At 70.5% G+C, this 25,697-nt stretch carries 29 protein-coding genes, 1 tRNA gene and 1 riboswitch; of the genes, 20 read left to right on the forward strand and 10 right to left on the reverse strand.

Features of this window, described 5'->3' with window-relative positions:
- Positions 1–85: 85 nt before the first annotated feature.
- The gene (locus AB0E77_RS07495; protein WP_361566929.1) at positions 86–1,432 is read right to left on the reverse strand and encodes a nicotinate phosphoribosyltransferase; all 1,347 of its coding nucleotides are present in this window, start codon (positions 1,430–1,432) and stop codon (positions 86–88) included.
- A 109-nt stretch (positions 1,433–1,541) separates the two neighbouring features.
- Here AB0E77_RS07495 and clpS point away from each other — a divergent pair, with 109 nt between their 5' ends.
- The 7 genes from clpS to AB0E77_RS07530 all read left to right on the forward strand — a co-directional run bounded on the left by clpS (position 1,542) and on the right by AB0E77_RS07530 (position 6,390).
- Positions 1,542–1,859: an ATP-dependent Clp protease adapter ClpS gene (clpS, locus tag AB0E77_RS07500; RefSeq protein WP_361566931.1), complete on the forward strand. Its 318-nt coding sequence runs from the start codon at positions 1,542–1,544 to the stop codon at positions 1,857–1,859.
- Between the two features lie 41 nt (positions 1,860–1,900).
- A complete protein-coding gene (locus AB0E77_RS07505) occupies positions 1,901–2,509 on the forward strand; it encodes a DUF2017 domain-containing protein (protein WP_361566933.1) in 609 nt (202 codons plus the stop codon).
- Positions 2,510–2,860: 351 nt separating this feature from the next.
- Complete coding sequence (locus tag AB0E77_RS07510) at positions 2,861–4,288, forward strand: amino acid permease (RefSeq protein ID WP_361566935.1); 1,428 nt, start codon at positions 2,861–2,863, stop codon at positions 4,286–4,288.
- Between the two features lie 170 nt (positions 4,289–4,458).
- Complete coding sequence (locus tag AB0E77_RS07515; RefSeq protein WP_361566937.1) at positions 4,459–4,881, forward strand: M67 family metallopeptidase; 423 nt, start codon at positions 4,459–4,461, stop codon at positions 4,879–4,881.
- A 79-nt stretch (positions 4,882–4,960) separates the two neighbouring features.
- Entirely contained in the window at positions 4,961–5,056 is a 96-nt protein-coding gene (locus AB0E77_RS07520) for a putative leader peptide (RefSeq protein WP_361566940.1), read from the forward strand.
- 99 nt (positions 5,057–5,155) lie between these two features.
- Positions 5,156–5,434, forward strand: a complete 279-nt coding sequence (locus AB0E77_RS07525; RefSeq protein ID WP_361566943.1) for a MoaD/ThiS family protein — start codon at positions 5,156–5,158, stop codon at positions 5,432–5,434.
- Positions 5,435–5,439: 5 nt separating this feature from the next.
- Positions 5,440–6,390: a cysteine synthase gene (locus AB0E77_RS07530; RefSeq protein ID WP_361566945.1), complete on the forward strand. Its 951-nt coding sequence runs from the start codon at positions 5,440–5,442 to the stop codon at positions 6,388–6,390.
- Positions 6,391–6,409: 19 nt separating this feature from the next.
- On the opposite strand, the gene AB0E77_RS07535 is transcribed toward AB0E77_RS07530, so the two are convergent.
- The gene (locus AB0E77_RS07535; RefSeq protein WP_361566947.1) at positions 6,410–6,868 is read right to left on the reverse strand and encodes a type II toxin-antitoxin system PemK/MazF family toxin; all 459 of its coding nucleotides are present in this window, start codon (positions 6,866–6,868) and stop codon (positions 6,410–6,412) included.
- Positions 6,869–7,072: 204 nt separating this feature from the next.
- Between AB0E77_RS07535 and AB0E77_RS07540 the strand changes: the two genes are divergently transcribed.
- Complete coding sequence (locus AB0E77_RS07540; protein ID WP_361566950.1) at positions 7,073–7,825, forward strand: MBL fold metallo-hydrolase; 753 nt, start codon at positions 7,073–7,075, stop codon at positions 7,823–7,825.
- An 81-nt stretch (positions 7,826–7,906) separates the two neighbouring features.
- On the opposite strand, the gene AB0E77_RS07545 is transcribed toward AB0E77_RS07540, so the two are convergent.
- Positions 7,907–9,157 carry a PTS transporter subunit EIIC gene (locus AB0E77_RS07545; protein ID WP_361566953.1) on the reverse strand — a complete coding sequence of 417 codons (1,251 nt, stop codon included), beginning with the start codon at positions 9,155–9,157 and terminating at the stop codon, positions 7,907–7,909.
- Positions 9,158–9,383: 226 nt separating this feature from the next.
- Positions 9,384–10,679 (reverse strand): PTS transporter subunit EIIC, encoded by a 1,296-nt coding sequence (locus AB0E77_RS07550; RefSeq protein WP_361566956.1) that lies wholly within the window; start codon positions 10,677–10,679, stop codon positions 9,384–9,386.
- 158 nt (positions 10,680–10,837) lie between these two features.
- Here AB0E77_RS07550 and AB0E77_RS07555 point away from each other — a divergent pair, with 158 nt between their 5' ends.
- From AB0E77_RS07555 to rdgB, 4 genes are all read left to right on the forward strand, one after another.
- Entirely contained in the window at positions 10,838–11,071 is a 234-nt protein-coding gene (locus tag AB0E77_RS07555; protein WP_077801219.1) for a PTS glucose/sucrose transporter subunit IIB, read from the forward strand.
- A 75-nt stretch (positions 11,072–11,146) separates the two neighbouring features.
- Positions 11,147–11,884, forward strand: coding sequence for a ribonuclease PH (gene rph / locus AB0E77_RS07560; RefSeq protein ID WP_361566959.1), 738 nt, complete (start codon positions 11,147–11,149; stop codon positions 11,882–11,884).
- 181 nt (positions 11,885–12,065) lie between these two features.
- Positions 12,066–12,470 (forward strand): hypothetical protein, encoded by a 405-nt coding sequence (locus AB0E77_RS07565; protein WP_361566962.1) that lies wholly within the window; start codon positions 12,066–12,068, stop codon positions 12,468–12,470.
- 33 nt (positions 12,471–12,503) lie between these two features.
- Positions 12,504–13,106: an RdgB/HAM1 family non-canonical purine NTP pyrophosphatase gene (gene rdgB, locus AB0E77_RS07570; RefSeq protein WP_361566964.1), complete on the forward strand. Its 603-nt coding sequence runs from the start codon at positions 12,504–12,506 to the stop codon at positions 13,104–13,106.
- Positions 13,107–13,158: 52 nt separating this feature from the next.
- On the opposite strand, the gene AB0E77_RS07575 is transcribed toward rdgB, so the two are convergent.
- The 4 genes from AB0E77_RS07575 to bcp all read right to left on the reverse strand — a co-directional run bounded on the left by AB0E77_RS07575 (position 13,159) and on the right by bcp (position 15,166).
- A tRNA-Leu gene (locus tag AB0E77_RS07575) sits at positions 13,159–13,242 on the reverse strand.
- A complete protein-coding gene (locus AB0E77_RS07580; RefSeq protein WP_361566966.1) occupies positions 13,208–13,918 on the reverse strand; it encodes an HNH endonuclease in 711 nt (236 codons plus the stop codon). Before AB0E77_RS07580 ends, AB0E77_RS07575 begins: the two co-directional genes overlap by 35 nt.
- A complete protein-coding gene (locus tag AB0E77_RS07585) occupies positions 13,915–14,568 on the reverse strand; it encodes an HNH endonuclease signature motif containing protein (protein ID WP_361567510.1) in 654 nt (217 codons plus the stop codon). Before AB0E77_RS07585 ends, AB0E77_RS07580 begins: the two co-directional genes overlap by 4 nt.
- A 130-nt stretch (positions 14,569–14,698) precedes the next feature.
- Positions 14,699–15,166, reverse strand: a complete 468-nt coding sequence (bcp, locus tag AB0E77_RS07590) for a thioredoxin-dependent thiol peroxidase (protein WP_361566968.1) — start codon at positions 15,164–15,166, stop codon at positions 14,699–14,701.
- A 93-nt stretch (positions 15,167–15,259) separates the two neighbouring features.
- Between bcp and AB0E77_RS07595 the strand changes: the two genes are divergently transcribed.
- From AB0E77_RS07595 to AB0E77_RS07605, 3 genes are all read left to right on the forward strand, one after another.
- Positions 15,260–15,589, forward strand: a complete 330-nt coding sequence (locus AB0E77_RS07595) for a DUF3618 domain-containing protein (protein WP_361566970.1) — start codon at positions 15,260–15,262, stop codon at positions 15,587–15,589.
- A 24-nt stretch (positions 15,590–15,613) separates the two neighbouring features.
- On the forward strand, positions 15,614–15,970 hold the full coding sequence (locus AB0E77_RS07600) for a co-chaperone GroES (RefSeq protein ID WP_361566973.1): 357 nt from the start codon (positions 15,614–15,616) through the stop codon (positions 15,968–15,970).
- Positions 15,971–16,023: 53 nt separating this feature from the next.
- Positions 16,024–16,090: riboswitch (guanidine-III (ykkC-III) riboswitch) on the forward strand.
- Between the two features lie 32 nt (positions 16,091–16,122).
- Positions 16,123–16,443, forward strand: a complete 321-nt coding sequence (locus AB0E77_RS07605) for an SMR family transporter (protein WP_361566975.1) — start codon at positions 16,123–16,125, stop codon at positions 16,441–16,443.
- A 30-nt stretch (positions 16,444–16,473) separates the two neighbouring features.
- Here the strand turns inward: AB0E77_RS07605 and AB0E77_RS07610 are convergent, their stop codons facing one another.
- Complete coding sequence (locus AB0E77_RS07610; RefSeq protein WP_361566977.1) at positions 16,474–18,852, reverse strand: transglycosylase domain-containing protein; 2,379 nt, start codon at positions 18,850–18,852, stop codon at positions 16,474–16,476.
- Between the two features lie 233 nt (positions 18,853–19,085).
- Between AB0E77_RS07610 and AB0E77_RS07615 the strand changes: the two genes are divergently transcribed.
- The 4 genes from AB0E77_RS07615 to AB0E77_RS07630 are packed head-to-tail and all read left to right on the forward strand — an operon-like array spanning position 19,086 to position 22,452.
- Positions 19,086–19,892: an ABC-2 family transporter protein gene (locus AB0E77_RS07615; protein WP_361566979.1), complete on the forward strand. Its 807-nt coding sequence runs from the start codon at positions 19,086–19,088 to the stop codon at positions 19,890–19,892.
- On the forward strand, positions 19,885–20,730 hold the full coding sequence (locus AB0E77_RS07620) for an ABC transporter permease (protein WP_361566982.1): 846 nt from the start codon (positions 19,885–19,887) through the stop codon (positions 20,728–20,730). The genes AB0E77_RS07615 and AB0E77_RS07620 overlap by 8 nt, the downstream gene beginning before the upstream one ends.
- A 6-nt stretch (positions 20,731–20,736) precedes the next feature.
- Entirely contained in the window at positions 20,737–21,732 is a 996-nt protein-coding gene (locus AB0E77_RS07625) for an ATP-binding cassette domain-containing protein (RefSeq protein ID WP_361566985.1), read from the forward strand.
- A 33-nt stretch (positions 21,733–21,765) separates the two neighbouring features.
- The gene (locus tag AB0E77_RS07630) at positions 21,766–22,452 is read left to right on the forward strand and encodes a DUF1707 domain-containing protein (protein ID WP_361566987.1); all 687 of its coding nucleotides are present in this window, start codon (positions 21,766–21,768) and stop codon (positions 22,450–22,452) included.
- 216 nt (positions 22,453–22,668) lie between these two features.
- Here the strand turns inward: AB0E77_RS07630 and AB0E77_RS07635 are convergent, their stop codons facing one another.
- The gene (locus AB0E77_RS07635) at positions 22,669–24,033 is read right to left on the reverse strand and encodes an SGNH/GDSL hydrolase family protein (RefSeq protein WP_361566989.1); all 1,365 of its coding nucleotides are present in this window, start codon (positions 24,031–24,033) and stop codon (positions 22,669–22,671) included.
- A gap of 196 nt (positions 24,034–24,229) precedes the next feature.
- On the opposite strand from AB0E77_RS07635, the gene AB0E77_RS07640 reads away from it, so the two are divergent.
- The gene (locus AB0E77_RS07640; RefSeq protein ID WP_361566991.1) at positions 24,230–25,591 is read left to right on the forward strand and encodes a DUF445 domain-containing protein; all 1,362 of its coding nucleotides are present in this window, start codon (positions 24,230–24,232) and stop codon (positions 25,589–25,591) included.
- Positions 25,592–25,697: the final 106 nt, after the last annotated feature.

The following is a 25,697-nucleotide window of genomic DNA, read 5'->3' on the forward strand; positions in this document are numbered from 1 at the left end:
CGGCTGGGGCGACTACGGGGGGGCGGTGGGGGCGCGGGGGACGGGGCCGGACGGATGGTGCGGGCCTTTTCGCGGCGCACCAGCTTTAGCTACCCGAGGCCCCGTGGACGTACTCCGTCGGAATGACGGGTTCCCCCCGGGACAGCTGGGTCGCGGACAGCGGCAGGTTGGCGCGGGCGGCGGCGTGCCGGTCGCGGGCGACGTCGAGCGGCTCGCGGGCGACGACCTCGCCGCCCCTGACCAGCTGGACCAGCAGCTGCCGGTCGGCGAGGTCCGCGGGGGCCGGGCCGGTGCCGACGACCTCGGCCTCGGCGTACCCGTCGGCGTCCAGGCGCCGGGCGGCCCACTTGCGGCCGCCGATGGAGGTCTTGCCGCCGCTGGACCTCTTGGCCACCGGCACCAGCGGTGCCCCGGGCTCGCCGGACTCGGCGCGGGCGACGAGCTTGTAGACCATCGAGGCCGTCGGGTGCCCGGAGCCCGTCACCAGCTGGGTGCCCACTCCGTACGCGTCCACGGGCGCCGCCGCCAGTGAGGCGATGGCGTACTCGTCCAGGTCGGAGGTGACGACGATCTTGGTCTCGGTGGCGCCCAGCTCGTCCAGCTGCTGGCGCACCCGGTGGGCGACCAGCAGCAGGTCGCCGGAGTCGATGCGCACGGCGCCCAGCTCCGGTCCGGCCACCTCGACGGCCGTGCGGACGGCCTCGGCGACGTCGTAGGTGTCCACGAGCAGCGTGGTGTCCCGGCCGAGGGCGTCGACCTGGGCGCGGAAGGCGTCGCGCTCGGTGTCGTGCAGCAGGGTGAAGGCGTGGGCGGAGGTGCCGACGGTGGGGATGTTGTAGCGGAAGCCGGCGGCCAGGTCGGAGGTGGTCGCGAAGCCGCCGACGTAGGCGGAGCGGGCGGCGGCCACCGCGGCCAGCTCGTGGGTGCGGCGGGCGCCCATCTCGATCAGCGGCCGGTCACCGGCGGCCGAGGACATCCGGGAAGCCGCGGCGGCGATCGCCGAGTCGTGGTTGAGGATGGAGAGGATCACCGTCTCCAGCAGCACGCACTCGCCGAAGCTCCCCTCGACCCGCATGACCGGCGAGCCGGGGAAGTACACCTCGCCCTCCGGGTAGCCCCAGATGTCGCCGCTGAAGCGGTAGTCGGCGAGCCAGTCCAGGGTCTCGCCGTCGACGATGTCCCGCTCGCGCAGGAAGCGCAGCACGCCCGCGTCGAAGCGGAAGTTCTCCACCGCGTCCAGCACCCGCCCGGTGCCGGCCACCACGCCGTAGCGCCGCCCGTTCGGCAGCCGCCTGGTGAAGACCTCGAACACGCTCCGCCGCCCGGCGGTGCCCGCCTTCAGGGCGGCTCGGAGCATGGTCAGCTCGTACTGGTCCGTGAAGAGCGCCGTCGAGGGGACGTCCACCGGCAGCCCAAGGTCCGCTGTGTTCATACGACGGATCGTACCCCCATTTCGTCACTCTGACGATTTCAGGGCCGGTCGGGTGCGCGTGGCGCCGGCCACAGGCCGGTTTGTGCGGGTGCCCCCCTGTGGTGGCAGCATGGGCAGTGTGACGGCAGCCGCACCCATGGAGATCGAGAAGACCGAGTCGGCGGAGGAGGTCTTCGCCGTACCCGAGCCCGACGTGCCCTGGGTGACGATCGTGCACAACGACCCCGTCAACCTCATGAGCTACGTGACGTACGTCTTCCAGTCGTACTTCGGCTATTCGAAGGACAAGGCGACCAAGCTCATGCTCGACGTCCACCACAAGGGCCGGGCGGTCGTCTCCAGCGGCAGCCGCGAGGAGATGGAACGGGACGTGCAGGCCATGCACGGCTACGGCCTGTGGGCCACTCTCCAGCAGGACCGGAAATGACCGACGCCCGCCCGCAGGACGGAAGCAGCTGAATCACCTCCATGCCAGGACAGTTCGAACCGCTCCCCGGCGGCGGCGCGGCCGTCGCCCTCGACGACGTCGAGATCTCCATCATCCGTTCGCTGGCGGTCCAGCTCCTGGAGCTGATCGGCCCCGGCCCCGCCGAGGACGCCTCGGACGACCCGCTCGCCGAGCTCTTCGCCGAGGGCCCCAGTGAGCCGCCCTCCGACCCGGTGCTGCGCCGCCTGTTCCCGGACGCCTACGGCGACCCGGAGGCCACCCCGGGGCCCCAGGAGGCCGAGGAGCAGCGGGCGCACTCCGCCGAGTTCCGCCGCTACACCGAGAACGACCTGCGGGCCGGCAAGCGGGAGAACGCGCTCGCGGTGATCCGCGCCCTGGACTCCCTCGCGTCGGCTTCGGCCGGCGAGGACGGCGCGGTGCTGAAGCTGTCGCCGGACGAGTCCCGGCAGTGGCTGGGCGCGCTGAACGACCTGCGCCTGGCGATCGGCTCCCGGCTGGAGATCGCCGACGAGGACGACTCCGACCTGCTCTACCGGCTCCCCGACGAGGACCCCCGCAAGCCCATGGTCATGGCCTATCTGTGGCTCGGCGGGCTCCAGGAGACGCTCGTCGCCACCCTTATGCCCTGATCCGTCCCGGTCTCGAGGCTCTCGCGTCCGATCAGCGGAGCCTCAAATCCGGATAACGATCGCGTCAAACCCGCGCCCTTCTTTGCACCCTCAGGGTGCCTTTTGTCCGCTTCTGCCTGTGGGGCACATCACAGGCGCCCCCTGTGATCAGCGCCGCGGCCGTGGTAAATCTTCACGACCGCCCGGCGAACACCACCCGAATGTTCGGCCGGGTGCGCCACCGAGCCGGCGGACCGCCGGCCAGGCACGAGCGGGACGTGAGGCCCGCTCAGCTCCATCATCCGGGGGGATCGAGACCCGATCCGAGGCCGACGACAGGCCCGGGTCGGCATGGAGAAAGGCGCACCACACATGACCTCTGCGCAGGTCGACACGGAGAAGGCCCCCGAAGAGGGGTACGAGCGCGGGCTCGGCAGCCGTCAGGTCCAGATGATCGCGATCGGCGGCGCCATCGGCGTCGGCCTCTTCCTGGGAGCCGGGGCCAACATCGCCAAGGCCGGCCCCAGCATCATCCTCATGTACGCCCTCGCGGGTGTGATCATCTTCTTCATCATGCGGGCGCTCGGCGAGCTCCTGCTCTACCGTCCCGTCTCGGGCTCCTTCGCCGAGTACTCGCGCGAGTTCCTCGGCCCCTTCTTCGGCTACTTCACCGGCTGGACGTACTGGCTGATGTGGGTGGTCACCGGCATGGCGGAGCTGACCGCCGCCGCCATCTACATCCACTACTGGTTCCCGGACATCCCGCAGTGGGTCTCCGCCCTGGTCTTCCTGGTCGTGCTCTTCGCGGCCAACCTGATCTCGGTCAAGCTCTTCGGCGAGATCGAGTTCTGGTTCTCGATGGTCAAGGTCACCGCCATCATCGGCATGATCGTCATCGGCGTCGGCGTGCTCACCCTCGGCTTCAGCCAGGCCGGCGACACCGCTGCCGTCTCCAACCTGTGGGAGTTCGACGGCTTCTTCCCCAAGGGCATCGGCTCGTCCCTGATGACCCTCCAGGGCGTCATGTTCGCCTACCTCGCCGTCGAGCTGGTCGGCGTCACCGCCGGCGAGTCCGAGAACCCGGAGAAGACCCTCCCCAAGGCGATCAACACCCTGCCCTGGCGCATCGCCCTCTTCTACGTCGGCGCCCTCACCGTCATCCTCGCCGTCGTGAAGTGGACCGAGTTCGCCGAGGGCGTCAGCCCCTTCGTGAAGGCCTTCGCGGTCATCGGCATCCCGGCCGGCGCCGGCATCGTCAACTTCGTCGTGCTCACCGCCGCCCTGTCCTCCTGCAACTCCGGCATGTACTCCACGGGCCGCATGCTGCGCACCCTCGCCGACAACGGCGAGGCGCCCAAGGTCTTCAGCCGGCTGTCGTCCACCAAGACCCCGGCGTTCGGCATCACCGTCTCGGTCGTCTTCATGGGCATCGGCGTCGTGCTGAACTACATCGTCCCGGAGAAGGCCTTCGGCTACGTCACCTCCGTCGCCACCGCGGCCGGCATCTGGACCTGGCTGATGATCCTGGTCAGCCACGTCCTCTACCGCCGCCAGGTCGTCGCGGGCCGCCTGCCCGCCTCGTCCTTCCCGGCGCCGGGCGGCTCGGTCTTCTCCTACGTCGCCATCGCCTTCCTGCTCTTCGTCACCGGCCTGATCGCCTACGACGCCGACTCCAGGATCTGTCTGTACGTGATGGCCGGCTGGGCCCTCGCCCTGGGCATCGGCTGGTTCGTGCTCAAGATCCGCAACCCGCAGGTCACCGAGCGCCACGGCGAGCCGGAGTTCGAGAAGGTCGGCTGACCGCCGCCCCACCGGACCCCGCTGACCAGCGCCTTCGCGCGCACCCGGGACATCCGGCCGCACGGGACGCTCGTGGCTCCCCGGCGCGGCCACCGCTCAGGATGTCCGGCATACGGGCCGATCCGTACCACTCCTCGGTACGGGTCGGCCCTTCTGCTTATGCTGGCCGCATGCTGACCCTCACCCAGGCCCTGTACGACCAGATCGTCGCCCACGCGCGCGAGGACCACCCCGACGAGGCGTGCGGCGTGGTGGCCGGCCCCGTGGGCGCCGGCCGGCCCGAGCGGTTCATCCCGATGCTCAACGCCGCCCGCTCGCCCACCTTCTACGAGTTCGACTCGCAGGACCTGCTCAAGCTCTACCGCGAGATGGACGACCGCGACGAGGAGCCGGTGATCATCTACCACTCCCACACGGCCACCGAGGCGTACCCCTCCCGCACCGACATCACCTACGCCAACGAGCCCGGCGCCCACTACGTCCTCGTCTCCACCGCGGACACCGACGGCGCCGGCGACTTCCAGTTCCGTTCGTTCCGGATCGTGGAAGGCGAGGTCACGGAGGAGGAGGTCAAGGTGGTGGAGGCGTACTGATCTCGCACTGCGGATGAAAAGCGTCCGAAGGGTGAGATCACACTCCGGAAGCCGGACCGGGAATCGATACGATGAGCCCATGGTTCTTCTCGACGTGAGCAAAAAGGCGCCGGGCACACTGCTCGTGGCGCGGCTGCACGTCGACCTGTGCAGGCTGAACAGCGCCATCTGTTGATCTTCGCTGCCGCCGTACGGCCGTGAGCCGCGGCGGGCTGCCGCGCGCCGCCGCGCGCCCCACCGAACCCACGACACCTTCCGACAGGAGCCCTCAGCCATGGCCATCGAGGTCCGCATCCCGACCATCCTCCGCCAGTACACCGACGGCCAGAAGGCGGTGGAGGGCACCGGGGACACCCTCACCGAGCTCTTCGCCGACCTCGAGACCCGGCACACGGGCATCCAGGCCCGCATCGTGGACGGGGACCAGCTGCGCCGCTTCGTCAACGTCTACCTGAACGACGAGGACGTCCGCTTCCTGGACGGCATCGACACCAAGCTCGCCGACGGCGACAGCATCACGATCCTGCCGGCCGTGGCCGGCGGTATGGCCTGATCGGGATGCGGTACGACTCCCCGCTGGCCGCGGTGGGCAACACCCCCCTGGTGCGCCTGCCGCGGCTCTCGCCGTCCGACGACGTCCGCATCTGGGCCAAGCTGGAGGACCGCAACCCGACCGGCTCGGTCAAGGACCGCCCCGCGCTCCACATGATCGAGCAGGCGGAGAAGGACGGCCGCCTCACCAAGGGCTGCACGATCCTCGAGCCGACCAGCGGCAACACCGGCATCTCCCTGGCCATGGCCGCCAAGCTCAAGGGCTACCGCATCGTCTGCGTGATGCCCGAGAACACCTCGCAGGAGCGCCGGGACCTGCTCGCCATGTGGGGCGCGGAGATCATCTCCTCCCCGGCCGCGGGCGGCTCCAACACCGCCGTACGGGTCGCCAAGGAACTCTCCGCCGAGCACCCGGACTGGGTGATGCTCTACCAGTACGGCAACCCCGACAACGCGGGCGCCCACTACGCGACGACCGGCCCGGAGATCCTCGCCGACCTGCCGTCCATCACCCACTTCGTGGCCGGCCTCGGCACCACCGGCACCCTCATGGGCGTCGGCCGCTATCTGCGCGAGCACAGGCCGGACGTCAAGATCGTCGCCGCCGAGCCGCGCTACGACGACCTGGTCTACGGCCTGCGCAACCTCGACGAGGGCTTCGTGCCCGAGCTGTACGACGCCTCCGTGCTCACCACCCGCTTCTCGGTGGGCTCCGCCGACGCGGTCACCCGCACCCGCGAACTCCTCCAGCAGGAGGGCATCTTCGCGGGCGTCTCCACCGGCGCCGCCCTGCACGCGGCCATCGGCGTCGGCAAGAAGGCGCTCAAGGCGGGGGAGAGCGCGGACATCGCGTTCGTCGTCGCCGACGGCGGCTGGAAGTACCTCTCCACCGGCGTCTACACCGCCGCCACCACCGAAGAGGCCATCGAGACCCTCCAGGGCCAGCTCTGGGCCTAGACCGCCACGGCCCGACGCCTCATCGGGCGAGGTGCCGCACCTGGTCCCACAGGGCCGGGTCCACCTCGCCCACCCGGCGCCGGAAGTCCCGCAGCGGGACCCGGCGCAGCTCGTCCGTCTCCAGGTAGCTCGCCCGCCCCCGCCCGTCCCCGACGGCCCCCGGCGGCAGCGGGATCACCCCGGCCCGCCCCTCCCGGTACCGGCTGGTGATCTTCGCGACCAGCACCTGCCGCCCGCGCACCGCGATCACCAGACACGGCCGGTCCTTCGCACCCCGGACGTCCTCGAAGGGCACGTTCGCCCACCAGATCTCCGCCGGCCGCGGCCGTACCGCCCGGTCCCGCGGGCCCCGGGGCCGCCCCGGCGGACGCCGGACGCCCGCGGGCCGCCGCCGTCCCCCGCCCCAGCCGTCGACGACCGTGGCGACGAGCGCGAGAAGCACCACCGCCGCGAGCGCGAGCCACCAGGACGTGTCCATACCGACGACGTTACCGGCGCGCGCCCGCGCCGCGCGCCCCCTCAGTAGCCCCGGGCGCCCCAGTTCCAGCCGAACCGGTGACACCACAGGTGAGTTCGCCCACAACGGCCCCTGGCGGAGGAGCGACCCAAGGTTTCGCGCCTTACGCTCGACGGACCGCACGACCCCCGTCTCTCCATACCCGCCAGCGGAGGTTTCTGCTTCATGAAGCTCACCGTCGTCGGCTGCTCGGGGTCGTTCCCGTCCGCGGAATCGGCCTGCTCGAGCTACCTCGTCGAGGCCGACGGCTTCCGGCTGCTCCTCGACCTGGGCAACGGCGCCCTCGGCGAGCTGCAGCGCCACTGCGGTCTCTACGACCTCGACGCGATCTTCCTCAGCCACCTGCACGCCGACCACTGCATCGACATGTGCGCCTACTTCGTGGCGCGCTACTACCGGCACGACGGCGGCCGCTGCGCGCCCCTCCCGGTCTACGGACCCGAGGGCACCGAGCACCGGCTCACCACCGCCTACGCCGACACCCCCTCCGCCTCCTCGATGAGCGAGGTCTTCGACTTCCACACGGTCAAGCCGTCCACCTTCGAGGTCGGCCCCTTCACCGTGCACACCGAGCGCGTCGCCCACCCCGTGGAGGCCTACGCCATCCGCGTCGAGCACGGCGGGCGGTCACTGACGTACTCCGGCGACACCGGCGCCACCCCCGTGCTGGACGAACTCGCCCGGGACACCGACCTGTTCCTGTGCGAGGCCGCCTTCACGCACGGCAAGGAGAACATCCCCGACCTGCACCTCAACGGGCGCGAGGCGGGACAGAGCGCGAGCCGCGCCGGCGCCCGCCGCCTGGTCCTCACCCACATCCCGCCGTGGACCGACCCGCAGATCAACCTGACCGACGCCCGCGAGGTCTACGAGGGCCCGGTGGACGTGGCGGCGCCGGGCGCGGTGTACGAGATCTGACGCCGAAGCACCCTCCGCGCAGACGACGAGGCCCCCGGAGCCGTTGCTCCGGGGGCCTCGGTCATGCCGTGCGGCGGGACATCACGCCTTGGTGAGGTCCTCGACCTCCTCCTCGGGCTCGCGGCCCGGGGTCTTGAGGTTGAACTTGACGATGGCGAAGCGGAACGTCACGTAGTAGATCGCTCCGAACACCAGGCCGATCGGGATGATCAGCCATGGCTTGGTCGCCAGGTGCCAGTTCAGGGCGTAGTCGATGAAGCCGGCCGAGAAGTTGAAGCCGGCATGCACCCCCAGGCCCCAGGTCACCGCCATCGAGACGGCCGTCAGCACCGCGTGCAGCACGTACAGGACCGGCGCGATGAACATGAAGGAGAACTCGATCGGCTCGGTCACACCGGTGACGAACGAGGTCAGGGCGAGCGACACCATCATGCCGAGGACGGCCTTGCGGCGCTCCGGGCGGGCGCAGTGGGCGATGGCGATCGCGGCGGCCGGCAGACCGAACATCATGATCGGGAAGAAGCCGGCCTGGAAGAGTCCGGCGTTCGGGTCACCGGCCAGGAAGCGGGTGATGTCGCCGTGCACGACCTCACCGGCGGAGTTGGTGAAGTCGCCGAGCTGGAACCAGGCCACGGTGTTCACGAACTGGTGCATGCCGACCGGGATCAGCGCGCGGTTCACGCCGCCGAACAGGGCGGCGCCGCCGGAGCCGAGGCCGGTCATCCACTCGCCGAAGTTCGAGATGCCGGTGCCGATGGGCTCCCAGACCAGACCGAAGAAGACGCCGACGACGATGCCGACGAAGGCCATGATGATCGGCACCAGCCGGCGGCCGTTGAAGAAGCCGAGCCAGTCCACCAGCTTGGTGCGGTGGAACCGCTGCCACAGCACGGCAGAGAGCAGACCCATGATGATGCCGCCGAGCACACCCGGGTCGTTGTACGTCGCGGCGACGTCCTCGCCCTTCTGGATCACCGCCTCGGTGACCGGGAAGGCCTCGAGGACCTTGCTGTACACGAGGAAGCCGACCACCGCGGCCAGCGCCGTGGAGCCGTCCGCCTTCTTGGCGAAGCCGATGGCCACGCCTATGCAGAACAGGATCGGCAGCGAGCCGGTGAGGGCACCGCCCGCGTTGTTGAAGACGGCGGCGACCTTGTCCCAGCCCAGGCCGTCCTTGCCGAAGATGTCGTCCTGGCCGAGCCGGACCATGATGCCCGCCGCCGGCAGTACGGCGATCGGGAGCTGCAGGCTGCGGCCGACCTTCTGCAGGCCCTGGAACAGGCCCTGTCCCCGCTTCTTTGCGGGGGCCGCCGTTGCGGTGGCGGTGCTCATAAGTCCTCCATCGGGTGATGGTCTACACCACTCAGTGGTGTAGACCTGTTGTAGCACGATGAAGGCCGCGTAAGGAACCCGCGAATCCGCTACCGCGGCGCTACGCGCAGTGCCGGTCGAGCGCACCAGGTCAGACCCCCTCCGGAGCGCGCCGGAGCGCGCCGAAGGCCCCCGGACCAGAAGTCCGGGGGCCTTCGCGAGACCACCCCCACAGGGTACGTGAGGTCTACCCCTTGGTGACGTCCTCCACCTCGTCCTCCGGCTCCCGGCCAGGGGTCTTGAGGTCGAACTTCGTGATCGCGAACCGGAAGACCACGTAGTACACGACCGCGAAGCACAGGCCGATCGGAATGATCAGCCACGGCTTCGTCGCCAGATTCCAGTTGATGACGTAGTCGATGAGACCGGCCGAGAAGCTGAACCCGTCGTGCACCCCGAGCCCCCAGGTCACCGCCATCGACACACCCGTCAGCACCGCGTGCACCGCGTACAGCACCGGCGCGATGAACAGGAACGAGTACTCCAGCGGCTCGGTGATGCCCGTCACGAACGACGTCAGCGCCACCGACAGCATCAGCCCGCCCACCTCCTTGCGGCGGTGCGGCTTCGCGCAGTGCGTGATCGCCAGCGCCGCGGCCGGCAACGCGAACATCATGATCGGGAAGAAGCCCGACGTGAACTGGCCCGCGTTCGGGTCCCCTGCCAGGAACATGTTGATGTCGCCGTGCACCACCGTGCCGTCCGGCTTGGTGAAGCTGCCGAACTGGAACCACATCGGCACGTTCAGGAACTGGTGCAGCCCGATCACCAGCAACGCCCGGTTCGCGAGCCCGAACACACCCGCGCCCCACGCGCCGATCCCGTTCAGCCAGTCGCTGAAACTCTCCAGCGCGTCGCCGATCGGCGGCCACACCCACAGGCACAGCGCCGCGAACACGATCGCCACGAACGCCATGATGATCGGCACCAGCCGGCGGCCGTTGAAGAAGCCGAGCCAGTCCACCAGCCTCGTCCGGTGGAACCGCTGCCAGAAGTACGCCGACAGCAGCCCCATCACGATGCCGCCGAACACCCCCGGATTCTGGAAGACGAACGCCGTCACGGTGCCCGAGCCGTCGGTCACCTGACAGCCGATCTGCGGGATCGCCTTCGACCCCTCCGGACAGTCCTCCGGAAACTGCCGCAGCACGTTGAAGTAGACGAGGAACCCCGCCACCGCCGCCAGCGCCGTCGACCCGTCCGCCTTCTTCGCCATCCCGATGGCGACACCGACGCAGAACAGCAGCGGCAGCCCCAGCGAACCGTCGAGGAGCGCGCCGCCCGCGCCCGTCATCACCTTCGAGACGTCCGTCCAGCCCAGGCCGTCGTCCCCGAACACGTCGGGCTGCCCGAGCCGGTTGAGGATGCCCGCGGCGGGAAGGACCGCGATGGGCAGCTGGAGGCTGCGGCCCATCTTCTGCAGCCCCTGGAACGCCTTGTTCCAACGGGCACGCGCAGGACTGACCGCACTGTCGGCACTCATCCGGTCTCCATCCGGTCGCCGGTACACTGGTGTAGACCAGTTGCGGGACGGTTCCTCTGTCGTGACGCCATCATTCGGTACGCACCGCATGGCCGCTCGCGAAGATGGGCCAACTGTGGGTTACTGCGACAAAGCGGTTCGGATCAGGGAGAAGGAACATGGCCAGCAAGGCTGAGAAGATCGTCGCCGGCCTCGGCGGCATCGACAACATCGACGAGATCGAAGGCTGCATCACCCGCCTCCGCACCGAGGTCAACGACCCCGCCCTGGTCGACGAGGCCGCCCTCAAGGCCGCCGGCGCGCACGGCGTCGTCAAGATGGGCACCGCCATCCAGGTCGTCATCGGCACCGACGCCGACCCGATCGCCGCGGAGATCGAAGACATGATGTGAGCCACCGCTCACCGGCGAGGGGCCTTTCCCACTGCGGGACGGGCCCCTTCCCCATGGGCCGCTAGGCTCACCCGCATGTCACGAATCGACGGCCGCACCCCCCAACAGCTCCGCCCCGTCACCATCGAACGCGGCTGGAGCAAGCACGCCGAAGGCTCCGTCCTGGTCTCCTTCGGCGACACCAAGGTCCTCTGCACCGCCTCCGTCACCGAAGGCGTCCCGCGCTGGCGCAAGGGCAGCGGCGAAGGCTGGGTCACCGCCGAGTACGCCATGCTGCCCCGGGCCACCAACACCCGCGGCGACCGCGAGTCCGTCAAGGGCCGCATCGGCGGCCGCACCCACGAGATCAGCCGCCTCATCGGCCGCTCCCTGCGCGCCGTCATCGACTACAAGGCGCTCGGCGAGAACACCATCGTCCTCGACTGCGACGTCCTCCAGGCCGACGGCGGCACCCGCACCGCCGCCATCACCGGCGCCTACGTCGCCCTCGCCGACGCCGTCGCCTGGGCCCAGGGCAAGAAGCTGATCAAGGCCGGCCGCAAGCCCCTCACCGGCACCGTCTCCGCGGTCTCCGTCGGCATCGTCGGCGGCACCCCACTCCTCGACCTCCGCTACGAGGAGGACGTCCGCGCCGACACCGACATGAACGTCGTCTGCACCGGGGACGGCCGCTTCGTCGAGGTCCAGGGCACCGCCGAGGCCGAGCCCTTCGCCCGCGACGAACTCAACGCCCTCCTCGACCTCGCCGCCGGCGGCTGCACCGAACTGGCCGAACTCCAGCGCAAGGCGCTCGAGACCGTCCTCGAACGGTAAGAACGGCAAACGAGAACGTAAAGAGGACGCCAAGAAAACGACACCGGGCGCGCAACTCGCCCGCCCGTCACCGCGTCCCTAGCAGTACAGCACCACGGGCGTACGGCACACCTCGCCGTACGCCCGACGCCGCACCGCAGACGGGCCACCCGGCCCTGTCCCCAGGGGAGGACCGAGACCCATGGCCGCGAGCCGCCACCGCAGCCTTCGCCGCACCGTCATCGCCGCCGCCACCGTGGCGACCATCGCCCTGACGGCCGGTCTCACCACCGGCTGCGACGCCGTCGACAAGGCGCTCGACTGCGTCCGCACGGCCGACGCGATAGCCGACAGCGTCACCGAACTCCAGCAGGCGGTGGAGAACACGGACGACCCCACCCAGTGGGAGGAGTCCCTCGACTCCATCGACAAGAACCTCGACAAGATCGGCGACCAGACCGACGACGCCGACGTCAACAAGGCCGTCGACGACCTCGGCAAAGCCGTCGACAACGTCCGCACATCCGTGGAGAACGGCGACCGGACCCCCGACCTCAGCCCCGTCACCGACGCGGCGGGCGAACTGACCAAGGTCTGCACGCCGTAAGGCAGGGCACCGGGGTCCGGAATACTGGGCCCCATGACGCGCCTGATCCTCGCCACCCGCAACGCCGGAAAGATCACCGAACTCAGGGCCATCCTCGCCGACGCGGGCCTGCCGCACGACCTCGTCGGCGCGGACGCCTACCCCGAGATCCCCGACGTCAAGGAGACCGGCGTCACCTTCGCCGAGAACGCCCTCCTCAAGGCCCACGCCCTCGCCCGGGTCACCGGCCTGCCCGCCGTCGCCGACGACTCCGGCCTCTGCGTCGACGTCCTGCACGGCGCCCCCGGCATCTTCTCCGCCCGCTGGGCCGGCCGCCACGGCGACGACAAGGCCAACCTGGACCTCCTCCTCGCCCAGCTCGGCGACATCGCGGACCCCCACCGCTCCGCCCACTTCGCCTGCGCGGCGGCCCTCGCCCTCCCCGACGGCACGGAACGCGTGGTCGAGGGCCAGCTCCGCGGCACGCTGCGCCACGAGCCCGCGGGCACGGGCGGCTTCGGCTACGACCCGATCCTCCAGCCGGACGGCGAGACCCGCACCTGCGCGGAGCTCACGGCGGAGGAGAAGAACGCCATCAGCCACCGCGGCAAGGCTTTCCGGGCGCTGGTACCGGCGGTGCGGGAGCTGTTGGGCTGAGACGCCACGACAACGGCCTGCGCATCCTCCTTGGATTCGCAGGCCGTCCATGTGCGGCGGAAGGGATTCGAACCCTCAAGCCCGGTCAGGGGCCACAGATCCTAAGTCTGCTGCGTCGCCATTGCGCCACCGCCGCCAGTGTCTGCCATCGTACCGGGAGTCGCACGTCGCCTGGCGCGTCCCCTGCACCAGGTGCTAGTAGTCGCGTGGCAGTTGGGGCACAGCAACCGCAGATTCTCGCGCCGATTGTCACTCCGGTCCCCGTTGACGTGATCGACCTCCAAGGTCATCGGCTTTCCGAGCCACTCCGGCCCGGTGCCACATTCGGCGCACTTCTCGGGTACGCCGATCTCGCGGAGTGCGCGGCGGAGCGGTGCGGTCCGGGCCCGGTTGCCGTCGTCCCGCCTGACGAGGATCTCGTCAGGTTGCTTGCCCAACGTCGGGCGAGACTTGCCTCGCTGATGTGCCTGCCCCAGGAAGTGCGCGGTGGTGAGGCCCTCTTCGGCGACCCATTGGCGTAGGAGCGCCCGTTGCCTGCCCGTGTCCGGGCGCTCCAGGCGACGGAGGGTCTCTGCTATCGAGGAAGACTCACCAACCGCGGCACTCAACTCGTCCGACGAGGGGCGGGCCGGCAGTCGCCAGGGCTTGAAGTGCGAGATGTCAATGTCGAAGTGGGCGAAGCGACGTGTGAGGTGGCGTCGCAGTGTCGCGTAAGGCCGGGTGCCGAAGAAGGCGATGACCTCGTCGATGTCGGAACACTGGGCGGCAGCTTCGATGAGTTGCTCGCGCGAGTACCGGACGCTGTCGTTCATGAGGCCGCTCCCCTGGGGCGCCCTTTGCCGCGCCCTCGGTACTCGTCCGTCGTCGAGTGGCAGTTGGGGCACAGGAACCTGAGGTTCTGAAGGCGGTTGTCTCGCCAGTTGCCATTGATGTGATCGACCTCGAGCGGTAGCGGTCGGCCACGCCAAGTCGTCTGCACACCACAGAGGTCACACTGCTCCGGAACCCCGAGTGTCGTCATCGCCCATCTGAGACGGTCGCTGTGGATGCGTCGGGCCGCAGCGGACACCTGCTCGACGAGCAGGACCTCAGGGGTTCGCGGGCGGCGTGGCTCGCCGCGCCGGGACGGTACCCGGAAATGCGAGATGTCGATGCCGTACGCCTTGATCCGGCGGCTGATGTGCGTGTGGTGTCCGCCGACCACCTCCAGCCCGAGGCGACGGAGCACCTCGCACATGTTCGTCGAGGCCGAGACCGCTTCCTGAAGGACTTCTCTGGTCCACTTCACCCCCTCCCGCTGGAAGTGGGAGGTGTCCACTCCCAGTTTCTTCATCCGCCCCAGCAGATACCGGCGCGTCGAACTCTTCGGATCCACCCCCAGCCGTACCAGCGCCTCGGACAGCGTCCGAGATCCCCGGGCCGCCTCCTCCAGGCGCTCCCTGCTGTATGCACTGGCTCCCATCGAGCCCCCTCCGTTCTCGGCCACTCGTTCGTGTCCTCGTACGGAGTAACGAACCGTTTATCGGACCGTCACGCACGACATGCGGAAGGGCCCGTACCGGAGTCGGACGGTACGGGCCCCCGGGGGCGGTTCAGATGCCCAGGTCCTTGATGATCTTGGCCACGTGGCCCGTCGCGCGGACGTTGTACAGGGCGCGTTCGACCTTGCCCTCCTCGTCCACGACGATCGTGGAGCGGATGACGCCCATGTAGGTCTTGCCGTAGTTCTTCTTCTCGCCGAAGGCGCCGTACGCGTCCAGGACCTTCTTGTCGGGGTCGGCGAGGAGCGTGACCTTGAGGGACTCGGTGTCGCGGAACTTGGCCAGCTTCTCCGGCTTGTCGGGGGAGATGCCGAGCACGTCGTACCCGGCGGAGGCCAGCAGTTCCAGGTTGTCCGTGAAGTCGCAGGCCTGCTTGGTGCAGCCGGGGGTAAGCGCGGCGGGGTAGAAGTAGACGATGACCTTGCGGCCCTTGTGGTCCGACAGGGACACCTCGTTGCCGTCGGCGTCCGGGAGGGTGAAGGCGGGGGCCGGGTCCCCGGGCTGGAGTCGCTCGCTCATCGAATCAGCGTAACCGGGGGTCCTGACAGTGCGGAGCGGCGAGTTGCTGACAGACTGTCCGGGACAGCGTCAGCAGATTTCGGAGGCCGTACGGTGGCGGACACGTCGGACATCAGAACCCCGGCGCAGATCGAGGCGGACATCAGGCGCCGCCGCGAGGTGCTGGCCGAGACGCTCGACGAGATCGGGGTGCGGGTGCACCCGAAGACGATCATGGGCGATGCGAAGGCCAAGGTCGCTTCCAGCGTCGACCACACCCTCGGACGGGCGTACGTCCAGGTCAATCGTGTGGTCAGCGATGTGAAGTCCCGGTTCGTGGACGAGGAGGGTGCGCCGCGGCTGGAGCGTGTCGTGCCGGTGGCCCTCGTCGTGGTGGGAGTGGTGGGGCTGCTCACCCTCGGCACCCGGCGGCGTAAGGGCTGAGGCGGGGCAGGTAGGTTTCAGGGCGTGAGCGCCAAGAGAAACGAGCACAGTTCCCCGGACGACAAGCTGCCCATCCGGATGCTGCACGACCGTGTACTCGTGCGGCAGGACACCGGTGAGGGCGAGCGGCGTTCCGGGGGCGGCATCCTGATCCCCGCCACGGCCGCGGTCGGCAAGCGGCTGGCCTGGGCCGAGGTCGTCGCGGTCGGGCAGAACGTGCGGACGGTGGAGCCCGGCGACCGGGTCCTGTACGACCCGGAGGACCGGGCGGAGGTCGAGGTGCGGGGCACGGCGTACGTGCTCATGCGCGAGCGTGATCTGCACGCGGTGGCCGCGGACCGCTTCGAGGGGTCCGAGGACTCGACCGGGCTGTATCTGTAGGGATCGGCGGTGCCGAGGGGCTGGTGACCACGGTCACCAGCCCCTTCGTGCTGTCTTTGCTACGGTGGAGGCATCCCGACGAGACGCGCCGTACCGGGTTGAAGGAAAAGACGACGCACCCCGTTCAGTTCGCTTCACGGAGGTGCCTTGTCATGGCGTGGGTTCTGCTCGTCGTCGCCGGTCTGCTCGAGGTCGGCTGGTCGATCGGGATGAAGTACACCGAGGGATTCACCCGGCTCGTGCCGAGTCTGCTCACCGGCGCCGGGATCGTGGCCAGCATGCTGCTGCTGTCGTACGCCGCCCGGACGCTGCCCATCGGTACCGCCTACGGCGTGTGGGTGGGGATCGGTGCGGCCGGTGCGGCGGTGCTCGGCATGGTGGTGCTGGGTGAGCCGGCGACCGCCGCCCGGATCTTCTTCATCTGTCTGCTGCTGGTCGCCGTGGTGGGGCTCAAGGCGACCTCGGGTCACTGATGTCGGTGGCGTCACCGGCCCCGTGCGGGGTCATTCGTGCCGCGGGGGCGTGGTGATGCCGCCGACGAATCCGCCGGTGTCCGCCTCGCCGCCGCCCGCTCCGTCGGTGTCCCCCTCGTCCGTGCCGCCGTCGCCGTTGTCCCCGTCCCCGCCGCCGGTGGGGCCGGGTTCGGTGCTGGCGCCGCCCGACGAGGGGCCGCCGGTGGTGGGGTCGCCGTCGTCGCCGGTGTCGCCCTCGTCGGTGCCGCCGTCGCCGGTGTCGCCGGTGTCGCCCGGGGTGGCGGTGTCGGTCTCCTGGTCGCCGGTGCCGTCCTCGTCGCCCGTGCCGCCGTCGGACTCGTCGCCCGTGCCGGTGTCCTCGGAGGGGTCGGCGGAGGGCGGTGCGGTGACGTCTGCGCCGGCCTGGAGCTGGAGGTCGAAGTCGCTGACCGGTTCGCCCTTGAGGGCGTTGCGGGTGTACTGGGCCCAGATGTCGGCGGGTGCCCCGCCGCCGTTGATGCGGTCGAGGCCCATGACGCCGTAGAGGGACTTGTGGGCGGCCGTGACGGGGTCCTGGCCCATCACGGCGACGACGGTGGCGAGGTCGGGGGTGTAGCCGGCGAACCAGGCGGCCGTGTCCTCCTCGGCGGTGCCGGTCTTGCCGGCCGCGGGACGGCCGGCGGCGAGGGCGGCGGTGGCGGTGCCCTTCTGGACGACGCCGCGCAGCACCGAGGTGGTGGTGTCGGCGGCCTCGCGGCTGATGGCCTGGCTCTCGCGCCGCTCGGGCAGTTCCACCTCGTGCCGGCCGTCCTTCATGACCTTCTCGACGAAGGTGTACGTGCTGTGCCGGCCGTGGTTGGCGAGGGTGGCGTAGGCCTGGGCCATGTCGAGGGGGCTGGCGGTGGCCGTGCCGAGGGCGATGGCGGGGCCCTCCGGCATCTCCGGGGTGTCGGCGGCGAGGCCGAGGTCGACCGCGGTCTGCCTGACCTCGGCGGGGCCGACGTCGACGGCCATCTGCGCGTACACGGCGTTGACAGACTTGTCGGTGGCCTCGCGGACGGTGATGCGGCCGTAGTCCCGGTGGTCCTCGTTCTCGGGTGCGTAGCGGGTGCCGCTCCAGCCCTGGACGGGGCGTTCGCTGTCGCCGTCGTAGGTCGTGTTGGGGTTGATCATCTGGCCGTCCTGGGTGTCCGAGTGGTTCTCGACGGCCGCGGCGAAGACGAAGGGCTTGAAGGTGGAGCCGACCTGGAAGTCCCGGCGGGTGGCGTTGGGCGTGTACTGCTTCACGTAGTCGATGCCGTTGTACATGGCGACGACCTTGCCGGTCTTCGGGTCGACGGAGGCGCCGCCGGCGCGGACGTAGGAGTCGACCTTGCGTTCCTTGTCCAGTTCGGACATCAGCTGGTCGTCGACGGCCTTGACGAAGGCGTCCTGCTTGTCCTTCTGGAGGGTGGTGGTGATGCGGTAGCCGCCGCGGGCGAGGTCGTCCTCGGTGACGATGCCGTTCTTGATCAGGTAGTCCTTGACGATGCGGACGACGTAGCCGCGCTGTCCGGACATGCTGGTGGAGACGGTGGTCTGCTTGGGCGTGGGGAACTTCAGCCCGGCGCGTTCGCTCTGGTCGAGCCATTTCATCTTGACCATGCCGTCGAGCACGTAGTTCCAGCGGGCGACGGCGGAGGCCTTGTTCTCGGGGTGGGCGACGACGTCGTACTCGCTGGGCGCGTTGAGCAGCGAGGCGAGGTAGGCGCCCTGGGCGGCGGTGAGCTCGGTGGCGTCGACGCCGTAGTAGGCCTGGGCGGCGGACTGGATGCCGTAGGCGCCGCGGCCGAAGAAGCTGGTGTTGAGGTAGCCCTCGAGGATGTCGTTCTTGCTCTTCTCCCGGTCCAGCTTGATCGAGATGAAGAACTCCTTCACCTTTCGGGTGACGGTCTGCTCCTGGGCCAGGTAGTAGTTCTTGACGTACTGCTGGGTGATCGTGGAGCCGGACTGCTTGCCCTTGCCGGTGGCGGTGTTCCAGCCGGCCCGGATCATCGCCATGGGGTCGATGGCGGACTCGGTGTAGAAGTCGCGGTCCTCGGCGGCGAGGACGGCGTGCTGGGCGTCCTTGGAGATCCGGGCGAGGCTGACGTTCTCCCGGTTGACCTCGCCGTCGCGGGCGAGGACGGTGCCGTCGGCGTACAGGTAGACGTTGCTCTGCTGGGTGGCGAGGGCGTTGGCGGACGGGATCTGGACCAGCGAGTAGCCGAGGAAGAAGCCGCCGATCAGCAGCAGGACGCCGACGACGAAGGCGCCCAGTGTCATGCGCCAGGTGGGGATCAGCCGGCGCCATCCGGTCCGCTTGGGCCTCTTCGGCTTCTTCGGCGTCGCCGTTCCCGGTTCCGTTCCCGGTTCCGAGCCCTGGTCAGGCTGCTGCGGCTCGTCGCTCATCTCGTGCACGGACTCCTGTTTCGCGTCGTACGGTCTGGTCTCGTACGGCCTTGTGCGCTTCTGCGCCCTCTGGTGAAGACTCTCGCATCGCGTGTTCCGTTCCCGCTCTGCGGCACACGCGTGAAATCGGTGCCGTCGTCCGGTGTCCCGGATCGTGCCCCGTAATCGCATGGTGTGCCCCGGCACCGTCGTACTAGGCTTCTGCGCTTTGTGGCCGGGCGGAGGGGAGGGCTGTGGGCGTGGGTTCGGGACGGTTGTACGTGGCCGTCGCCATGGGGGGATTCAGACGGTACGCGACGTATCGGGCGGCCACTGCCGCCGGGGTGTTCACCAACACGGTCTTCGGATTGATCCTGGTCTCCACCTATCTGGCCCTGTGGGACGAGAAACCGCAGCTCGGGGGGTACGACCAGGCGCAGGCGGTCACCTTCGTGTGGCTGGGGCAGGCCTTGCTGGCGGCGCTGGCGATCGGTGGCGGCGGCATCGAGGCCGAGTTGATGGAGCGCATCCGTTCGGGTGACATCGCCGTCGATCTGTACCGGCCGGCCGACCTCCAGCTGTGGTGGCTGGCGGCGGACGTGGGGCGGGCGCTGTTCCAGTTGCTGGGGCGCGGGGTGGTGCCGTTCGTGTTCGGTGCGCTGGTCTTTCCGGTGGCGCTGCCGCGGGAGGCGTCCAGGTGGCTGGCGTTCCTGGTGGCGGTGTTGCTGGCGATGCTGGTGGGCTTCGCGTTGCGCTATCTGGTGGCGCTGTCGGCGTTCTGGCTGCTGGACGGCACCGGGGTGGCGCAGATGGCGTGGATCGCGGGGCTGTTCTGCTCCGGGATGCTGCTGCCGCTGAACGTGTTCCCGGGCGCGCTCGGCGAGGTCGTCCGGGCGCTTCCGTGGTCGTCGCTGCTCCAGGGCCCGGCCGATGTGCTGCTGGGGGAGGCGGATCCGCTGGGGACCTTCGTCTTCCAGGCGGCGTGGGCGGTGGCGCTGCTGGCGGTGGGGCGGCTGGTGCAGTCGGCGGCGACGCGGCGGGTGGTGGTGCAGGGTGGCTGAGACGGCCGAGGCACGGGCCGGCCGGGACGGCCGGATCGTCGCGGGGCTGCGGGCCTACGGGCTGATCGCGGCGATGTGGATCCGGTCGACGATGGCCTACCGGACGTCCTTCGCGCTGACGACGTTCGCGAACTTCGCGGTGACCCTGCTGGACTTCGTGGCGATCCTGCTGATGTTCTCCCGGGTCGACGCGCTGGGCGGCTACGCGCTGCCCGAGGTGGCGTTCCTGTACGGGCTGTCCGGAGTCTCCTTCGGGCTGGCCGACCTGGCGATGGGCTCGATGGAGCGGCTGGGGCGGCGGGTGCGGGACGGCACGCTGGACACGCTGCTGGTGCGTCCGGTGCCGGTGCTCGCGCAGGTGGCCGCCGACCGGTTCGCGCTGCGCCGGCTGGGCCGGGTGACGCAGGGTGCGCTGGTGCTGGGCTACGCGCTGGTGGTGCTGGACGTCGACTGGTCGGCGGCGAAGCTGCTGCTGATGCCGGTGATGCTGCTCAGCGGCGCGGGGATCTTCGGTGCGGTGTTCGTGGCGGCGGCGGCGTTCCAGTTCGCGGCGCAGGACGCCTCGGAGGTGTCGAACGCCTTCACCTACGGCGGTACGACGATGCTCCAGTACCCGCCGACGGTGTTCGCGCAGGAGATGGTGCGGGGGGTGACGTTCGTGGTGCCGCTGGCCTTCGTGAACTGGCTGCCGGCGAGCTATGTGCTGGAGCGGCCGTATCCGCTGGGGCTGCCGGGGTGGGTGGCGTTCACGCCGCCGCTGGTGGCCGCGGCCTGCTGCGCCCTCGCGGGGCTGGCGTGGCGTGCGGGGCTTCGTTCGTACCGGAGTACAGGGAGTTAGCGGGAGATGGACATCGGCGGCGGCGCCGGGGTGGCGGGGGCTGGCTTCATCGAGCTGGAGGGCGTCGAGAAGGTCTTCGACGTGCGCTGCAGGACGGGGTTCCTCAGGCGGGAGCGGCGTGAGGTGCGGGCGGTGGACGGTCTGTCGTTCACCGTGGCGCGGGGCGAGATGGTCGGCTACATCGGGCCGAACGGCGCGGGGAAGTCGACGACGATCAAGATGCTCACCGGCATCCTGACGCCGAGCGGCGGGCGGCTGCGGGTGGCCGGTATCGATCCGTCACGGGAGCGGACGCGGCTGGCGCACCGCATCGGGGTGGTGTTCGGGCAGCGGACGACGCTGTGGTGGGACCTGCCGCTGATCGACTCCTACCGGCTGATGCACCGCATGTACCGGATCCCGGACGCCCGTTACCGGGCCAACCTGGACCGCTGCGTGGAGCTGCTCCAGCTCGGGTCCCTGCTGGACGTGCCGGTGCGGCAGCTGTCGCTGGGGCAGCGGATGCGCGGCGACATCGCGGCGGCGCTGCTGCACGACCCGGACGTGCTGTACCTGGACGAGCCGACGATCGGCCTGGACGTGGTGTCGAAGGCCAAGGTGCGCGGTTTCCTGCGGGAGTTGAACGCGGAGCGCGGCACGACGGTGCTGCTGACCACGCACGACCTCCAGGACATCGAGCAGCTGTGCTCCCGGGTGATGGTCATCGACCACGGGCGGCTGATGTACGACGGCCCGCTGACCGGGCTGCACGAGGCGGGGGAGAGCGAACGGACCCTGGTGGTGGACCTGGAGCGGGAGGTGCCGCCGATCGAGCCGCCGGCGCCCGCGCGGGTGGTGCGGGTGGAGGGGCCCCGGCAGTGGCTGGCCTTCCCCGCGTCGGCCTCGGCCGCGGGGCTGGTGGCGGACATCGCCGCCCGGTATCCGCTGGTGGACCTCTCGGTGCGGGAGCCGGACATCGAAGCGGTGATCGCGAAGATCTATGCGGAACGCGCGAGCGCGTAGTGCCCGGCGGGCCGAACTCGTAGGCTGCTGTACATGACCGACGACGCCCCGGACCTCCGTGCATCCGACGCCGACCGTGAACGAGTCGCCGAGGTCCTGCGGGACGCCCTCGCGGAGGGCCGCCTGGACATGGGCGAGTTCGAGGAGCGGCTGGACGCCACCTACCGTGCGCGGACGTACGGGGAGCTGGCGCCGATCACCCGTGACCTGCCGGTGGGGGCGGGCGGCGCGGCGCCGGTGCCGCGGGTGTCGATGACCAAGGAGCCCGCGGGGCGCGAGGACTGGTCGGGGCGGATCACGGGTGGCGAGGGGTCGTCGACGTGGGCGGTCGCCGTGATGTCCGGGTTCGAGCGCAGGGGGCGCTGGACGGTCCCGAAGCGGTTCAACTGCGTCGCGTTCTGGGGCGGCGGTGAGCTGGACCTGCGGGAGGCGAACTTCGCGGACGGCGAGGTCGTGATCAACTGCGTGGCGATCATGGGCGGGGTGAACGTGGTCGTGCCGCCCGGGGTCGAGGTGGTCGTGCGCGGGATCGGGATCATGGGGGGCTTCGACCACCGGGAGGAAGGGGTTCCCGCGGAGGCGGGGGCGCCGCGGGTGGTCGTCACCGGGTTCGCCTTCTGGGGCGGGGTCGGGGTGGAGCGGAAGGTGACGCGGGCGGAGCGGGCGCGGCTGAAGGAGGAGCGGCGGCGGGAGCGGAGGGAGTTGCGGGGGGAGGGTTGATCGCCGGCCCGGCGTGCCGTGGTGGCCGTGCGTCGGTGGCGGCCGGGGGCGGGTCGCGCGGGCCGGCGTTGCCGGGGTGCCCGGCGCGGGTGCTGGGCGGGGTGGGTTTGCGCGGCCCGGCGTTGCGGGGTGCCGCTGCGCCCACCCGTGCCGCCCCAGCGGCACGATTGCCCGCAGCTACGGGCACGATTGCCCGCAGCTGCGTAGGCCGGACGGTCAGAGCGTGGCCGGTGTGGTGGCTCTCAGGTCGGTCAGGTCGAGGGCTGTTGCCATGCGGGCGTAGCCGTTGTCGCTGGGGTGGAGGTGGTCGCCGGAGTCGTACTCCGGGGCCAGGCGGCGGGGGGCGTAGGGGTCGCGCAGGGCCGCGTCGAAGTCGGCGACCGCGTCGAAGACCCGGCCCTCGCGGATCTCCTCGTTGATCTCCTGCCGCATCTGTTCGCGCGCGTCCGTGTACCCGCTGTGTCCGCCGAACGGCATCACCGTCCCGCCGACGACCGTGAGCCCGTGGGCGTGGGCCATGTCGACCAGGGTGCGCAGTCCCGCGAGGATCGAGTCCCGGTCGGCGAGTTCGGGGCTGTGCAGGATGTCGTTGACGCCGATGGCGACGACGACCGTCCTGGCGCCCGTGCGGCCCAGCACGTCCCGGGGGAACCGGGACAGCGTGCTGGGGTTGGCGGGGGGCGTGCCCGGACCGCTGGTGAGGAGACGGTTGCTGCTGATGCCCTCGTTGACGACGCTGTAGCGGGGCACGTTCTGCCCGGCGCCGGCCGCCGTGCGCAGCCGCTCGGTGAGGAAGTCGGTCCAGCGGTGGTCGGCGTCCATCGTGGAGCCGTAGCCGTCCGTGATGGAGTCGCCGAGCGCGACGACGGTGCCCACGGCCTCGTGGCTCAGCACGTCCAGCGCCGTCACGTAGCGCCAGTACGAGGTCTTGCCGGTGTAGGCGTCGGCGGCGACGTCCTCGGCGCGGTCGCCCTCGGCCACGTAGCTGGTCTGTCGCGCGTGCGGGTGGTAGGTGACCGGGCCGGACGGCACCGGGGAGTACGTCGTGATCAGCACGTCGCCGCCGTAGGGCACGGCGATGCGCGCGACGTCGCTCTTCACCTGGCCGCCCGCCGGGACGACCACCTGGGTGCTGCCGCCGAAGGTCAGCCGCCGCATGCTGCCGGCGGCCGCCGCGGCGGTGCCGTCGTCGGCGGCCAGGGCGATGGACGCGTGGGTGATCGTCAGCGGTGACCGGCCGTACAGGTTGGACAGGGTGATCCGCGCGCCGGTGCCGCCGGCGCCGGCGCGCACGACGTTGCGTACCGAGCGGCCGGCCATGCCCTGCGCCGTGGTGCCCGGTTCCGGGCCGACGGGCGAGGTGGCCCAGGCGCCGACCCAGGTGCCGGTGGAGGCGGGTTCGGCGTCGTTGTGCGGGAGCCGGCCGCCGGCGACGGGCGGGTGGTTCCGGGTGCCGTCGTCGGAGGCCACCGTGGCGTATATGGCGGCGGAGATCGCCACTATCAGAGCGACGATCGCGGTCAGCAGGGCACGCTGCTTGCTGGGAGGCGCCCCCACGCCTCCGTCATGACCCTGGGTCATGCTGTGTTTTTCTCCTCGGGCGAGGGGAGCACCGAGGCTCCGGTCCGATGTGCCCATGATGCGGCATGGGCGGGGAGAAGGCCGTGTGACCCCCCGGCTTTCCCTTTTCCGTCAGACGCCGGGAACTTGTGTTCCGTTCCAGGAGTCGGTCAGGAAGGGACAATGGGTGCGGACGGATCGTCGAACGGTGGAGCGGATGGCACGCACGAGGGCAGCACGTCCGGAGGGTTCCGCGGGTGGCGGGCAGGGCGCCGGGGAGGGGGAGATCCCGTCCGCCGCCGTCCGCAACCGGGCGATGACGGCGTTCAGCCCGGCCGACGAGGAGAAGCGGCGCGGGGTGCGCCGTATGAAGCTCACCGCCACCGGACTGCTGCTGTTCGTGGCCCTGGTCTACGTGCTGGCCGAGTGGGCCTCCCACCGGGGCGCGGGCGCCTGGGCGGGCTATGTGTCGGCCGCCGCGGAGGCCGGCATGGTCGGTGCGCTCGCCGACTGGTTCGCGGTCACCGCCCTCTTCCGCCACCCCCTCGGGCTGCCCATCCCGCACACGGCGATCATCCCCAGGAAGAAGGACCAGCTGGGCGTCTCGCTGGGCGAGTTCGTCGGCGAGAACTTCCTCTCCGAGGACGTCGTACGGCAGCGGCTGCGCGCCGTCGGCATCGGCAGCCGGCTCGGGGCCTGGCTGGCGGTGCCCGAGCACGCCGACCGGGTGACGGCCGAGCTGTCCGCGGCCCTGCGCGGCGCCCTCACGGTGCTGCGGGACTCCGACGTGCAGGCGGTGGTCGGCGAGGCCGTCACCCGGCGGGCCGACGCGCAGGAGATCGCCCCGGGCATCGGCAAGCTGCTGGACCGGGTCGTCGCCGACGGCGGGCACCGCCGGGCCGTCGACCTGGTCGTCTCCCGCGCCCACGACTGGCTGGTGCTGCACGGCGACTCCGTGATGGACGCGGTGCAGGGCGGGGCGCCCGGCTGGACGCCCCGGTTCGTGGACAAGAAGGTCGGCGAGCGCGTCTACAAGGAGCTGCTGCGCTTCGTCACCGAGATGCGCGACATGCCCGCCCACCCGGCGCGCGGCGCCCTCGACCGCTTCCTCACCGACTTCGCGTCCGACCTGCAGTCCGACACCGAGACCCGGGCGCGTGTGGAGCGGCTGAAGACGGAGGTGCTGGGCCGGGGCGAGGTCCAGGACCTGATCGCGTCCGCGTGGACGGCCGTACGGTCCATGATCGTCTCGGCGGCGGAGGACGAGCGCAGCGAGCTTCGGCTGCGGGTGCGGGCGTCGCTGCTGTCGCTGGGTGCCCGGATGGCCTCCGACCCGAAGGTGCAGGGCAAGGTCGACACCTGGGTCGAGGGTGCCGCGGTGTACGTCGTCACCACCTACCGGCGCGAGATCACGTCCCTGATCACGGACACCGTGGCGAGCTGGGACGCCGAGCACACCACGAAGAAGATCGAGGCGAACATCGGCCGGGACCTCCAGTTCATCCGGATCAACGGCACGGTGGTCGGCTCGCTGGCCGGGCTGCTGATCCACACGGTCTCCCGCGTCCTGGGGGCGTAGGGCCTGTGCCCCGTCGGGGCCGGCCCTCCCCCGGATGGCCTGGCTTGTCCGCGCCGGTCGCGGGCACACGGGTGACGATCGCTCGGTCCGCCGGCGCCGCACGGCA

Origin of the sequence: Streptomyces sp. NPDC032940, from assembly GCF_040636935.1 — a bacterium.
Taxonomy (GTDB): Bacteria; Actinomycetota; Actinomycetes; order Streptomycetales; family Streptomycetaceae; genus Streptomyces.

Excerpts from the sequence above, each read along its gene's own strand:
- AB0E77_RS07505 (WP_361566933.1), top strand. The coding sequence starts at position 1,901 with ATGCCAGGACAGTTCGAACCGCTCCCCGGCGGCGGCGCGGCCGTCGCC.
- AB0E77_RS07610 (WP_361566977.1), bottom strand. The coding sequence starts at position 18,852 with ATGAGCGACGAGCCGCAGCAGCCTGACCAGGGCTCGGAACCGGGAACG.
- AB0E77_RS07550 (WP_361566956.1), bottom strand. The coding sequence starts at position 10,679 with ATGAGTGCCGACAGTGCGGTCAGTCCTGCGCGTGCCCGTTGGAACAAG.
- AB0E77_RS07605 (WP_361566975.1), top strand. The coding sequence starts at position 16,123 with ATGGCGTGGGTTCTGCTCGTCGTCGCCGGTCTGCTCGAGGTCGGCTGG.
- AB0E77_RS07535 (WP_361566947.1), bottom strand. The coding sequence starts at position 6,868 with ATGGACACGTCCTGGTGGCTCGCGCTCGCGGCGGTGGTGCTTCTCGCG.
- AB0E77_RS07630 (WP_361566987.1), top strand. The coding sequence starts at position 21,766 with ATGACCGACGACGCCCCGGACCTCCGTGCATCCGACGCCGACCGTGAA.
- AB0E77_RS07515 (WP_361566937.1), top strand. The coding sequence starts at position 4,459 with ATGCTGACCCTCACCCAGGCCCTGTACGACCAGATCGTCGCCCACGCG.
- AB0E77_RS07565 (WP_361566962.1), top strand. The coding sequence starts at position 12,066 with ATGGCCGCGAGCCGCCACCGCAGCCTTCGCCGCACCGTCATCGCCGCC.
- AB0E77_RS07625 (WP_361566985.1), top strand. The coding sequence starts at position 20,737 with ATGGACATCGGCGGCGGCGCCGGGGTGGCGGGGGCTGGCTTCATCGAG.
- AB0E77_RS07495 (WP_361566929.1), bottom strand. The coding sequence starts at position 1,432 with ATGAACACAGCGGACCTTGGGCTGCCGGTGGACGTCCCCTCGACGGCG.
- AB0E77_RS07540 (WP_361566950.1), top strand. The coding sequence starts at position 7,073 with ATGAAGCTCACCGTCGTCGGCTGCTCGGGGTCGTTCCCGTCCGCGGAA.
- AB0E77_RS07580 (WP_361566966.1), bottom strand. The coding sequence starts at position 13,918 with ATGAACGACAGCGTCCGGTACTCGCGCGAGCAACTCATCGAAGCTGCC.
- AB0E77_RS07525 (WP_361566943.1), top strand. The coding sequence starts at position 5,156 with ATGGCCATCGAGGTCCGCATCCCGACCATCCTCCGCCAGTACACCGAC.
- AB0E77_RS07520 (WP_361566940.1), top strand. The coding sequence starts at position 4,961 with ATGGTTCTTCTCGACGTGAGCAAAAAGGCGCCGGGCACACTGCTCGTG.
- rph (WP_361566959.1), top strand. The coding sequence starts at position 11,147 with ATGTCACGAATCGACGGCCGCACCCCCCAACAGCTCCGCCCCGTCACC.
- AB0E77_RS07510 (WP_361566935.1), top strand. The coding sequence starts at position 2,861 with ATGACCTCTGCGCAGGTCGACACGGAGAAGGCCCCCGAAGAGGGGTAC.
- rdgB (WP_361566964.1), top strand. The coding sequence starts at position 12,504 with ATGACGCGCCTGATCCTCGCCACCCGCAACGCCGGAAAGATCACCGAA.
- AB0E77_RS07640 (WP_361566991.1), top strand. The coding sequence starts at position 24,230 with ATGGCACGCACGAGGGCAGCACGTCCGGAGGGTTCCGCGGGTGGCGGG.
- AB0E77_RS07555 (WP_077801219.1), top strand. The coding sequence starts at position 10,838 with ATGGCCAGCAAGGCTGAGAAGATCGTCGCCGGCCTCGGCGGCATCGAC.
- AB0E77_RS07635 (WP_361566989.1), bottom strand. The coding sequence starts at position 24,033 with ATGACCCAGGGTCATGACGGAGGCGTGGGGGCGCCTCCCAGCAAGCAG.
- AB0E77_RS07530 (WP_361566945.1), top strand. The coding sequence starts at position 5,440 with ATGCGGTACGACTCCCCGCTGGCCGCGGTGGGCAACACCCCCCTGGTG.
- AB0E77_RS07585 (WP_361567510.1), bottom strand. The coding sequence starts at position 14,568 with ATGGGAGCCAGTGCATACAGCAGGGAGCGCCTGGAGGAGGCGGCCCGG.
- bcp (WP_361566968.1), bottom strand. The coding sequence starts at position 15,166 with ATGAGCGAGCGACTCCAGCCCGGGGACCCGGCCCCCGCCTTCACCCTC.
- AB0E77_RS07545 (WP_361566953.1), bottom strand. The coding sequence starts at position 9,157 with ATGAGCACCGCCACCGCAACGGCGGCCCCCGCAAAGAAGCGGGGACAG.
- clpS (WP_361566931.1), top strand. The coding sequence starts at position 1,542 with ATGGGCAGTGTGACGGCAGCCGCACCCATGGAGATCGAGAAGACCGAG.